Origin of the sequence: Thermovirga sp. (genome assembly GCF_017656375.1) — a bacterium.
GTDB lineage: Bacteria > Synergistota > Synergistia > Synergistales > Thermovirgaceae > Thermovirga.
Genome location: NZ_JACDOB010000005.1, coordinates 55766 through 67394, shown reverse-complemented (window position 1 = coordinate 67394; position 11629 = coordinate 55766). Strand labels below are relative to the sequence as shown.

The 11629-nt window shown below is 45.6% G+C and carries 11 protein-coding genes; 3 read left to right on the top strand and 8 right to left on the bottom strand.

Features of this window, described 5'->3' with window-relative positions:
* Positions 1-122 precede the first annotated feature (122 nt).
* The gene (locus H0Z23_RS03425; protein ID WP_296867565.1) at positions 123-830 is read right to left on the bottom strand and encodes a B3/4 domain-containing protein; all 708 of its coding nucleotides are present in this window, start codon (positions 828-830) and stop codon (positions 123-125) included.
* Between the two features lie 182 nt (positions 831-1012).
* Here H0Z23_RS03425 and H0Z23_RS03420 point away from each other — a divergent pair, with 182 nt between their 5' ends.
* On the top strand, positions 1013-2125 hold the full coding sequence (locus H0Z23_RS03420) for an MFS transporter (RefSeq protein WP_296867564.1): 1113 nt from the start codon (positions 1013-1015) through the stop codon (positions 2123-2125).
* 12 nt (positions 2126-2137) lie between these two features.
* Here the strand turns inward: H0Z23_RS03420 and H0Z23_RS03415 are convergent, their stop codons facing one another.
* The gene (locus H0Z23_RS03415; protein ID WP_296867563.1) at positions 2138-2458 is read right to left on the bottom strand and encodes a hypothetical protein; all 321 of its coding nucleotides are present in this window, start codon (positions 2456-2458) and stop codon (positions 2138-2140) included.
* 59 nt (positions 2459-2517) lie between these two features.
* Positions 2518-3693, bottom strand: coding sequence for an MFS transporter (locus H0Z23_RS03410; protein WP_296867562.1), 1176 nt, complete (start codon positions 3691-3693; stop codon positions 2518-2520).
* 94 nt (positions 3694-3787) lie between these two features.
* Between H0Z23_RS03410 and H0Z23_RS03405 the strand changes: the two genes are divergently transcribed.
* Both H0Z23_RS03405 and H0Z23_RS03400 read left to right on the top strand, forming a co-directional pair.
* Positions 3788-5413, top strand: coding sequence for a M20/M25/M40 family metallo-hydrolase (locus H0Z23_RS03405; protein WP_296867561.1), 1626 nt, complete (start codon positions 3788-3790; stop codon positions 5411-5413).
* Positions 5414-5448: 35 nt separating this feature from the next.
* Entirely contained in the window at positions 5449-5940 is a 492-nt protein-coding gene (locus H0Z23_RS03400; protein ID WP_296867560.1) for a QueT transporter family protein, read from the top strand.
* A gap of 21 nt (positions 5941-5961) precedes the next feature.
* On the opposite strand, the gene H0Z23_RS03395 is transcribed toward H0Z23_RS03400, so the two are convergent.
* The 5 genes from H0Z23_RS03395 to H0Z23_RS03375 are packed head-to-tail and all read right to left on the bottom strand — an operon-like array spanning position 5962 to position 11549.
* Positions 5962-6897 (bottom strand): ABC transporter ATP-binding protein, encoded by a 936-nt coding sequence (locus H0Z23_RS03395; RefSeq protein ID WP_296867559.1) that lies wholly within the window; start codon positions 6895-6897, stop codon positions 5962-5964.
* Complete coding sequence (locus H0Z23_RS03390) at positions 6894-7682, bottom strand: ABC transporter ATP-binding protein (protein WP_296867558.1); 789 nt, start codon at positions 7680-7682, stop codon at positions 6894-6896. The genes H0Z23_RS03395 and H0Z23_RS03390 overlap by 4 nt, the downstream gene beginning before the upstream one ends.
* Entirely contained in the window at positions 7679-8881 is a 1203-nt protein-coding gene (locus H0Z23_RS03385) for an ABC transporter permease (RefSeq protein WP_296867557.1), read from the bottom strand. Before H0Z23_RS03385 ends, H0Z23_RS03390 begins: the two co-directional genes overlap by 4 nt.
* Positions 8878-9861, bottom strand: coding sequence for an ABC transporter permease (locus H0Z23_RS03380; protein WP_296867556.1), 984 nt, complete (start codon positions 9859-9861; stop codon positions 8878-8880). The genes H0Z23_RS03385 and H0Z23_RS03380 overlap by 4 nt, the downstream gene beginning before the upstream one ends.
* Positions 9861-11549 carry an ABC transporter substrate-binding protein gene (locus H0Z23_RS03375; RefSeq protein WP_296867555.1) on the bottom strand — a complete coding sequence of 563 codons (1689 nt, stop codon included), beginning with the start codon at positions 11547-11549 and terminating at the stop codon, positions 9861-9863. The genes H0Z23_RS03380 and H0Z23_RS03375 overlap by 1 nt, the downstream gene beginning before the upstream one ends.
* Positions 11550-11629: the final 80 nt, after the last annotated feature.

The following is an 11629-nucleotide window of genomic DNA, read 5'->3' as shown; positions in this document are numbered from 1 at the left end:
ATATCTCTTGAGCCTGCAGACCTGGATAGAAGAAAGAGAGCAGAAAAGAGAAAGAAATAAAAAATTTATTATAGGGAGGCTAGTTAGTCTCCCTATAACTTTTAACTAAAAAACGGAGTAGTTCACTCTATGGCTATTTCTCTATTGCCAATGTCTAAAATTGATATTTCTGTTGTTCCACCTAGATTTTCTATCACTAGTGTTGATAAATCTTCTAGTGCCATTTTAAGCTCTTTGAGCCTGCTTTCATCTGCCAATTCAATGCACAAAAATGCATTAGTTGTTTCCCCAGTGAGCATTGTTCTAACCGATTCCCGCCAGTTCCAGCACCTGACAATGGCCCCCTCATCATCCTTGTATATCACTTCGCCTTCGTATGGAGGCATGTTTTCATCTGAACCAAGGGGTACAAATCCTTCACTCCCAGAGGCGGTAGTCAACCTTATGTCACCGACAAACTTATCTATATCCTCGCCACCGCATGGTAAGGCATATCTTAAAGAGATAGAGTTGTAAATATCAACTAGGGGATTAATGGTTCCTATATGCTCCCCTTTATTAACCCTTTTAAGTAATGCCTCTATTGATGATCTTGCACCCTTTTTTGTTTTAAACTTTTTAAATGCCTCTCTCCATGCCTTTATTACATCATTTTCACTAAATGTGGGGTTTTTCAAGTATTTTAATGCCTCATTCTCGGCATCTAAAAGCATTTTTTGGTATCGCTCGCGATCCCCTACAGAGTTATCTATGCCATGGCAGATGAGAACACCTATCTTGGCATCAGGAAATATCTGCCAAAAAGGATCTTCTACAATAAACTTTTTCACCAAAAATCCCTCCTAATATGGATGTTTTTACGAGTATTTGAGGATATCACTTGCTGCTATTTAATTTTATTCTGATAATATTATGCCACACGGAGAAGAGAAGGAGAGGTATAGTGAATTTACTCGAGCAAGTTAAAAATAGGAGCCAAAACCTTTTAAAAGATAATAGATATAGAGACTATATGTTTCTTTTAATGATAGCCTTGTGCCATTACTCTGCGGCTATGGTCTTTTTTGCGTTTCCCATACAGGTAATAAAGTGGGGCTATAGTACTATGCACGTAGCCATTTTGGCCTTCTCAATGGATGGAGTGCTTATTGCTGTCCGGCCATTGGTGAAGAAGTTAATAGATAGGCATAAAGCTCAAAAGGCTTTGGTTGTTGCGTCTTTTCTTCTTTTAATTGTGCCTGTCATTTTGCTTATGGCTGGGAGATCTTTCCCTTTGCTTATCCTCGCCAAGGCCTTTCATGGAGTAGCTCTTTCCATTTTTCTCGTGGCCAATCTTGTTTACGTTCATGTGCTGTTTCCTCCAGAGATGACGCGAAGAGCTCTCCTGTGGCTCGGGGCTACAGCTATATTGCCTCAGCTTGTTTTTATATCTTTTGCAGAGAAAGCTATTTTATCCGGTCGATTGTGGCTTTTCTACGGGGGCATAGCTTTTATGGCCATATTAGCCCTGTTTTTGTCTTTGCGCTTAAGTGAAAGGGGAGGCAGCCTTGAATCTCCTACGCGAATAGCGCCTTTGTTCCATAGAAAGGAATTTTTATATCTTGCATTTTTAGTCTTTTCTCAGGCTCTAGTAATATGTATTTCCAGTAACTTCATGGCTCTTCTTCTTGAAAAAAAAGGAATATCTCTGTGGAGGTTTTTTACTCCTTATGCAGTGGGAACATTGCTGGTTAGGGGACCTCTGGCTGTATGGGTTAGCAAGGTTTCTCCAAGAATTGTTTTGGTGCTTGGTTTTTCTGCAATGGCCCTATCTGCAGCAGGAATTGTTGTTTTTCATGATCCATTACTGATATTGATGTGCTCTTTTTTGTTAGGGATAGCTTTTGCTCCCCTGCAGCCCACCCTTATTTCAGTTGCTGTTGAAAGGATAAAATATGAGAAGAACGCCTTGCTTACGGCTGTCATCACCTCTGATGACATGGCATGGGCCTTTGGCCCACTGATAGGAGGATTTTTGGGTAAAACTTCGGTGGTCGTTGCCTATTATGGGGTAGTTTTCGTGGCTACTATTGCCGCTCTTCTATCTTTTTGGGGACCCGTCAATGAAGGCCCCCAAAAAGAATAATTAAAGTTAATGTTATTTTTTGTCCTTTTGTTGGTGTTTTTGCTTTCTCAGTTTTTCTTTTTCTTCCTTGTCCAGGGACATTCGTACTTTTACCTCATCGTTTGTGAGCCAAAAATACTCTAAAGGCAGGTTAAGTATCTCTTCCGTGTTGGTAGTCGATTCGGTAAACATTATCTTTATGCGGCCGCTTTTGCCTGCTTCAAGGTTAGTGACCATTATGTCACTGGCCTCTACATCAAAATAAGCCTTCATATAAAGCCTGCATAATTCCTCAGCACGAGCTTCCATCTTTTTGTGCAAATCAAGATACTGATCTACTTCCATTTTAAGCAATTAAATCACCCTCCTTCAGTGCGACATTATAACACATCATTTCGGTGATATGCTATAGATTATAAAGATTTGTGCCGCAAGAAGAATAGGGACATGGGAAGCCATGGAAGAAGGGCTATAAACGAAAGGGTGGCTTCTAATCCCCAAATGTCTGCAAAAATTCCAAGGGGGGCCACCAGGATTCCTCCCAAGCCGTAAGCAAGTCCGCCAACAAGAGATGCTACAACACTTCTAGATTCAGGCGCTTTTTTTTGTGCTGCAGCTCCTGTTACAGGCAAAATAGCTTGTAACAGGGCAATGCCTACCACATATAAGGCTATTGAAGTGAGTCCCTCAGTGAGTGCTGCAGGGAGTAGAAATACAGGGGCTAACGTCATAACGACGATTATTACCCTTTTATCACCTAGCTTATCTGCAAGCCTTCCGCCTAGAATTGGAGAGATAGCTCCGATGATACTTATTATGAACAATATCGTCCCTATATCCACGATATTTCCTCCTTTTGAGGCTATCAAGAGGGGGAGGAAGAATTTTATTCCTTGTGTTGCGGTATCTCTGGATACTGATACTGTCCAAATTGGGAATATTGTCTTGAACACGCGCATGGTAGTTTGGAGGAAGTTGAGTGGAGAAGGTTTATCACTGGAACTGTTGCTAGAGAGGGTGGGGAACGTCTTCCATATGAGGTAAGAGACGACAGCCACGGGGATCATAGCTCCCAATGGCAGAAGGAAAGTGGGGCCGAATATTTTATAAAGAGTAATGGCGTAAAGAGGGCTTATAGTAGCACCTAGAACTCCACCAACGGAGAATATGGCCAAGGATGAAGCTAATTTCCATGGAGGTACTATGTGTCCAACTCCCCCATTCCCTAGTGGATGGTATATTGCACTTCCCATACTCCATAACCCTACAAAGAGGAATGCCATTCCATAGGAATGGCTAAGTGGCAGCATGCTTGCCCCAAATGCAGTCATGAAGGGGCCTGCTACAATGGCATAAGGCCTTGAGAATGAATCCGACATATAACCGGCCATTGGTTGTATGAGCATGTGGATGATACCCGATAATGATTTCAAAAGGCCTGCTTGTCCATAACCGATTCCAAGCTGTTCTACTATAATAGGGATAAACGTGGGCAGGAAAGCACTATGAATATCGTTCACGAAGTGTGATAAGGCTATTACCAAGAGCCTTAAGTTGTTTTCTATAAACTTTATTTTTATTTTTTTCATGAAAATCACCTCGTTAGCAAATACAAACCCCTTGATGTTATACTGTATCCTGTTCGTAAAGTCCACCTAATATTGTTAATTGTGAGGTGTTACCATGGCTTTGCATAAATCGTCTATTATGGAGTTGCTACTTGCTCTTACGGAGGTTCCCAGTGTTAGCAGGACCGAGGGAGAGGCTAGAATGGGAGCTTTCATAAAGGAGAAGCTCTTGGAAAGGGTCCCTGGCCTAAAGGACAACCCCAAAAACTTGATATGGTATCCCCTACCTAACGATCCATTGGGAAGGCATGTAGTAGGGGCCATCGTTTATTCCGCAGAGGACACGAAAGACACCGTTATCTTGACGGGACACTATGATGTAGTAGATGTCGGAGATTATGGGAAATACAAAAAATTGGCTTTTTCTCCCATGGAGTACACTAAAGCCCTTAAAGGAGAAAATCTGGACACAGAATCGAAGCAAGATTTGCTTTCTGGCGATTACCTCTTTGGGCGGGGAATAATGGACATGAAGTGCGGCCTTGCCGCGGAGATGGCTCTTCTTGAAGAGTTTGCTGCGGATGTGTCCAAATTTCCGGTTAATGTTCTTTTCCTAGCAGTACCTGACGAGGAGGACAGTTCCGAGGGGATGCGGGCAGCAGTGAGCCTTCTTGTAGAGTTGCAGGAAAAAGAAAACCTGCGCTACCTGGGAGCCATTCTGACCGAGCCATCCAGTGCGGGGGCTCAGGTAGAGGGCAAAGAGCTTATCTTCTGTGGAACGGTTGGTAAGCTCATGCCCTTTTTCTACTGCATGGGAGCAGGAGCTCATGTAGGGCAGTACTACAGGGGCTTGAGTGCAACGCTGCTTGCCTCCTTCTGTAACCAGCTAATGGAAGCCAACCCTGACCTCATAGAGGAAGTTAACGGGGAAAAAACTCCCCCACCAGCATGCCTTTACTTTAGGGACCTTAGGGAATCTTACTCTGTAACCCTTCCTGATCGTGCCCTGGTGTATTATAATTTGCTGACGCTGAGAAAGTACCCGGCGGATATTATCAAAGAACTTAAGAAGATTGCAGAACGAGCATTCAAGAGGGCCTTAGAGCATTTGGCTGATTCAGCAAAAAGCGCCGGTTTCGATGCCGATGAATTTTCTCCCCTAGTGCTATCCTTTGAGGAATATCTGACCGAGCTTGCCAGGGCTAACCCTGACATAAAAGGGGAAATTCGAAGGATAGCGTCGGAGCTTGCCGAACTTAATGACGATAGGGAAAGGGCTATAGAGCTCTTGAAGAAGTTAAGTGATAAGGATCCTTCAAGGAAACCCAAAATAGTAGTAGGCTTTTTGCCTCCTTGGTACCCACACAGGGAGAACACGAGAGAGACCAGTTCAGATTTGTTAGTTGCTGATGTGGCTCAGAAGGTAGTTAATGAAGCCAAGGATAAGTTCGGTATAGATATGGAAATTAAGGAGTTCTTTGGTGGAATTTGTGACTTGAGCTACATGGGCTACAAGGGAAGTGCCTTCGACCCCTTCTGCGTGGCAGCCAACATGCCGGGTTGGGGGAGCATTTACAGAGTGGCAGTTAAGGACCTGATGAAGCTAGATATCCCCGTTTTGAACATAGGGCCGTCGGGGAAAGACCCCCACAAGCCAACGGAAAGGCTTTATCTGCCTTTCTCCCTAGAGGTCTTCCCTGCCCTGCTTGAGAGAGCAGTTAAAGCTTTTAAAGAAGTGTAATAGAGAGCGAAAGCAATAGGAGGGATGAGACGAAAATGTTCGAAGATGTCAAGGAAGCCTGGAGCAAAATAACTACACCAAAAGGTATAGCAAAAGCGGCTATAATAGGGGCAGCTTATGCCATGCTCACCATTTTCTTTGCTCCCATCTCTTATGGCCCAGTACAAGTTAGAGTGTCTGAAGCCTTGACGCTTCTTCCCTGGCTTTGGGTGGAGGCCATACCTGGTTTGTTTATAGGTTGCGTTATAGCTAATTTTGCTGGAGGATTTGGCATAATAGATGTGGTCTTTGGAAGCCTTGCAACCCTTGTGGCTGCCATGCTGACAAGGAAGATGCCTAGCAAGATAACGGCAGCAATTCCGCCAGTAGTGGTAAACGCCGTGATTGTTGGTGCCTATTTGTCATTTTTGACGGATTTTTCCTGGCAGGCTGCAATGCTTTACGTAGGGGCCGGCGAAGTGGTGGCTTGTTTTTGCCTTGGAGTCCCTTTCCTTATGTTGCTTGAGAAGAAGTTTCCAAGGAAATAGGACTTTGTGAGGTGACAATGTCTAAAGAAGCCAGCAGGCCACAAAGTGTCCTGGGGATACTTCCTTAATGGGAGGGCAAGTTTTGCTGCATTTGTCGATTCCCCTTGGACATCTTGTCAGGAAAGGACATCCTGAAAGTCGATATTCAGGCTCTCCCTGCTTAAGGGAAGGCTTTTTTATTTTCTTGCCCAATCCAGGGAGGGCATCTAGGAGAGCCTTCGTATAAAAATGAAGAGGTTTTTTCAGTATTTCCTTGGATGGGCCAGCTTCCATGATTTTGCCGTGAAAGAGAATTATGGAGTGCTCCGTGGCAGCGGCAGCCAAATAAAGATCGTGAGTAGTGAGTACCAAGGAAGAGCCTTTTTTTACGTACTCTTGAAGTATATCCAGGATGTCTCCTCGGTTGGAGGCATCCTGCATGCTCGTGGGTTCGTCAGCGAAGATGATCTCAGGGTCGGTTACAAGGGCCCTGGCTAGAGCAACTCGCTGTTTTTGCCCACCAGATAGAGAGAACTTTACCCTTCCATTTAATACTACTTCATCTACGATACCGCATACAGATAGCATCTCTTTAGCTCTTTCCCTTGCTGTTTTCTTGTTCAACCCTTTACATATGACAAGAGGCTCTGCAACTGCATCCAAGGTGGTCAGAGTAGGTGGTATGGAGTCGTAGGGGTTCTGGGATATGTACCCGCAGCGCCGCCTGGTCTCTATGAGCTTATCCTTGCTGCAATTGTTTATGTCAACTCCCAGGAGGGTGACTTTGCCCTTCGTGGGAGCGATAAGCCCCAAAGATGCGCGGGTTGCAGTGGTTTTACCACTGCCGGACTCTCCTACCAGCGAGAGAGTTTGACCCTTCTCAAGGGAGAAGCTTATTCCTCTCAACGCGTGAAAAGCTTTTGAGCCCTTCTCGAATGAGACCCATAGTTCAGATACTTCAAGAGCGTTTTGCCTCATTTTGGGTTACCCCTCTCTTCTATGGATCTTATGGATTCCACCAATTTTTTAGTGTGAGGGTGTGTAGGGTTATTTAATATTCCTGAAGGTGTTTGTATCTCTACAATCTCACCCCTATGCATAACTGCGACTCTGTCGCATACAGAAAGAGCTAGAGGCAAGTCATGGGTTACCATGCAAAGGGTCATGTTGTTTTTTCGGGTTATTTCCTTAAGCAGCCAGACTATTTCCGCTTGTGTTATTACATCTAATGCTGTAGTAGGCTCGTCTGCCAAAATGCATGGTGGGCTACACGCTAAGGCCATAGCTATAGCTGCCCTTTGTTTCTGTCCTCCAGACAGCTCATGTGGGAACCGTTTCGAAAAGAAAGTAGGCAACCCCACCATCTCCAGCAGTTCTTCTGCCCTTTTGTAAGAGCCTTTTGAAGAGAGGTGCAGATGGTACGCTACTGTTTCTGCTATCTGTTTCCCTATAGATAGTACTGGGTTGAAGGAGCTCATGGCTCCCTGAAGCACCAGAGAGCACTTCCTCCAGCGAAAGGACCTGAGGGCAGCGTCATCCATGGACGTTATATCCATACCTTCGAACATTATTTTCCCTGAAAGTTCTGCTTCTGGTGGCAAAAGCCTCATGATGCTGTGAAGGAGGGTGCTTTTCCCGCTTCCTGATTCCCCAACTATGGCAGTAGCCGTTCCCTTAGGTATGCTAAGGTTGATATTTTTTAGGGCCGGAACTTGCCCTCTCTCGGTTTTATAGGAGACGGAGAGCCTTTGAATGTGGATCATTTATTGGCACCGCCTTTAAGCCTGGGGTCGGCCATCTCCTCCAGGGTTCTCCCTAAATCGAGAAAGGCAAGGCATATCAATGATATGCCAATGCCTGGAGGAAGTATAAGCCACCATGCGCCTGTAGTGAAAGCCCCAAAGCCGTGGGCCTCGTTCAACATGCGCCCCCATGATATTATCCTGGGATCAGACAGTCCCAAAAAGGATAAACCTGCTTCTGCCAGGATAGCCGAGGGCACCCCTAAAGCTATGTTGGCCAGGAGTATGGGGAGGCTTTCTGGTAGAAGGTGCCGGAACATTATGTACGAAGGCTTAGCCCCTAATGCTCTAAGGCCTTCCACAAAGGTGCTCTCTCTAAGGGAAAGAGTAAGGGACCTTATGGTTCTAGCTGTTCCCATCCATGAGAAGATACTTAATATGACCACAAGTTGCCAAAGCCCTTTACCCCAAATCCCTGCAAGGACCATGAGTATGGGCAGCCCCGGTATGGCCAAAAGCACATCTACTATTCGCATGAGTACAGTGTCCACCAGGCCCCCGGCGTAACCAGCCACCAGCCCTACAGAAACTCCAAGCAATGTGGCCAGCAATGTGGCGGAGATTCCTACCAGTAGAGATATCCTTATGCCTAAGAGAAAGAGGTGAAACACATCTCTTCCTCTTTGATCTGTCCCAAGAAGGCCCCATCTGGAACCTTCTATTCTTATGTTGATGGCTCCAGATTTTATCTTTAGATCAGGCGGCCATAGTTTTATTGTGTACCGGCCCTTAGTGGGAAACAGTTCTTTCATTGGATCGTCAAAGGGCGATAGCCCTAAGCCCATTTTGAAGCTCATGTCCCTTCCATCTACGTCTACTGTCAGGAACGTGTTCCCCTCGTTTTGTGCGAGGAGAATTGTCTCCCCGTTCGGGTTCTCCAAAATCAGTGATGCAGAAGTTTCTTTTTCAAACTTTGCGGTTCCCCATATGGTGATGTTTGGTGGGGCTTCCCAGTTCCATTCAAATTGAACGTGCTCCCTTTTGGGTTCTAGCGCAAAGGACATGGTCGGTGATGTGTCTTTTTTTACCCATAATGGCATGGAGAAGGGAGAAGCCACCTGAGTTTCAGCACTGCTTTTGAAACATTTTGGCCCCCATATGCCTGCCAGTATGAATCCTATCAAAAGCCAAAAGCTGAACCGCCTTAGGATTCTTTTCATTCCATTTTCCTCCCGAGCCGGATCCTTGGGTCCACCAGCCCATATGCGAAGTCAGCGGTGAGGTTGCAGATTATGGTTATTATCGCCAAAAGGTAGAAGGCAGCTCCTGCGGCGGGATAATCATGCCCCAAAATTGAGTCGAGTAAGAATTTCCCTACCCCGTGCAGAGAGAAGACTGTTTCTGTTATTACTGCCCCAGAAAGAATGCCGGGAAGAGCCAAAAGAAACATGGTTACTATAGGTGGGAGGGAAGCTCTGAAAGCATGCCCCCATAGGATCTTATTTTCCGGAAGGCCTTTGGCCCGGGCAAGGAGAATGTAGTCCTCCGAGAAAGTCTTGATCATTAGGTTCCTCACGTATATGGCCCATGACCCAAACCCCAATAACACCAGAGAGAATATTGGCAAGGTCATATGCCATAGAAAATCCCAAAGGGCTGCCATACCTGAAGGCGGTGGAACTGACAGAGATCCTCGTATGGGGAATATGGGAATGGCCCATCCAAAAATCATAAGCAGGACAAGCTGCACGAAGAAAGAGGGGAAGGAAAAGGATATAGAGCCTGCCAGAAGGACCACTTTCTCAAGGGCACTTCCCCTTTTTTGTGCTGCTTTTACCCCTAGCCATATTCCCAGCAGCGCAGATAGCATGAAAGCCGTTCCCAGGAGGAACACCGTGTTTGGGATTCTCGTCCTTAGTTCCTCCCACACGGGCTTTTGAGAGAGAAAAGATTGGCCAAAGTTGAAGGTGACCAGGGATTTTACGTAAAGGTAAAATTGCTGGTAAAGAGGTAGATCCAAGCCAAACTGCGCCCTGAGGTGCTGCTTGGCCTGAGGTGAAAAATGAGGATCAATGATGGTGCTAACCGGGTCCCCCGGCATTATACGAAACAAAAAGAAATTCAAAATCAGCACCACCAATAGGACTACCAGCGATCCTACTATGCGCCTGAACCAGTAGTTTTTGATGAGTTTAATCATTATCTGTTTTTCCAATACCCATCATACCTTTTCAGATGTACGTATTCTCCTGGCTTGTATTCCATGAATATAAAAGGCCCAGTTCCCACAAGTTGGGTAAGTTTTGGGTCCTTGGGGTTCTCTTGCCTTTCTGGCCTCCAGCTTTTCCAGTTCTCAACATTCTTGAGGATGTGTGCCGGGAAAATGGGTAGCCCTCCTATGTTGTGCAGGTACCAGTAGCTGGTGTTCTCTAAAGTGACGACGACCTCATGCTCGTTGGGCGTTTCCACTGAGACTACGTTGTTAACTTGGTCGAAATAACGGGGAAGTTGGTGTTTTTTTAAGAAAAGTATAGTCTCTTTAACGTCCTCAGAGGTAAAAAGTGCTCCGTCTTGCCAAGTAACATCTTCACGAAGGTGAAATACGAGTTTTGTTAATTTTTTTGTGCCGTGAGTTTCGGTTTCTATATTCCATTTTAAAGCTAGCTGTGGAATATCGTCCAGAGTATAAGGGTCTGTACCTATAAGGGATTCATATATCAACCCCAAAACAGCCCAGTCGTAAGCGGAACCAGCCGCAAGGGGGTTGAGAGTCCTCGGGTCTTCAGGCAGGCACCAGTATAAGGGCCTCATTTTTCCGTTTACTGGCTCCATGTTTAGAAGGCTCCATATGTTGTCTGCTGTAGTCTTCTTTGAGAATGTTAACCCCTTCCAGTCTTTCCTTATGGCAGATATCATGTAACGGGAATATATGGGAATCCACGGTGCCTTATCTGACAGCATCTCTTGAGCCTCTTTGGCTGCCTTGACGGCAGAGTCCTTGTCGGGAGCCCAGCGAAGGTCTTCAAGAACTTTATCTATTTCGGAGTCGTGGAGGCCCTGAATATTGTACCCCCCTTCGGTGTCCATGGAGGAATGGAAGAAGGCAAATAGGTTATCAGGGTCGCGGCTTAAACTCCAGGCCATTACGAATAGATCAAAGTCGTGCTTATCCAGCCTTTTTATCATCATGGAAAAGTCAAGCATTTCCAGTTCCACCGGAAGCCCCAGGCTGGAGAAGGATTCCGCTATTCTAGAAGCCAGCTCTGCTGTTGTAGGAGCTGCCTGTGCGGTGGGGCATAGCAAAGACACCTTTTCCAGAGGCTTGTCGCTACCGGGAGGTATTAATAGTCCTCCTTGGCTCCACTTCCATCCGGCTTTGGCAAGGATTTTTTTTGCTTTCTCTGGATCGTACTCATAATGGGTGACGTCAGGTTCGTAATATGGGGAGACGGGTGGGAGGTATGTATATATGGGCAAGCAGTACCCCGCAAAAAGGTCTCTTACAAATTTTTTTCTTGGGACGGCGTGGGAGAGGGCCTTTCGCAGTGCCAAGTCATTCCAGGGGTATTCTCTGAGATTGAAGCCCAAAAAGAATATGTGGAAGCCTTCAGACAATGTCATGAGTATATCGTCTCTGGAAGAAAGCCTCTTTATGTCCACAGGCCTTATGATGTCACCCAGGACGTCTAGCTTTCCTGTCTCTAATGCCAGTATTTGGGAGTCTGGATCCCTGTATATCACCATGTACAGGTCCTTTATTTTAGGCCCCTTGATGTTCTCCAAGTTCACTACGTTGTTGGCTCCGAAAGATTGGATGTTCGGAAAACAAAATAAACAGGCAAAAATTGCTATGGCAAACAAACATATTTTACGAAAGGGCTCTCTCATCCTCCGTTTCATCTCCTTTTCCGGCTTGTTAACAAAATATAGCACAGTTTGGGTAGTAAGGTGTACGTTTTTACTGGTGA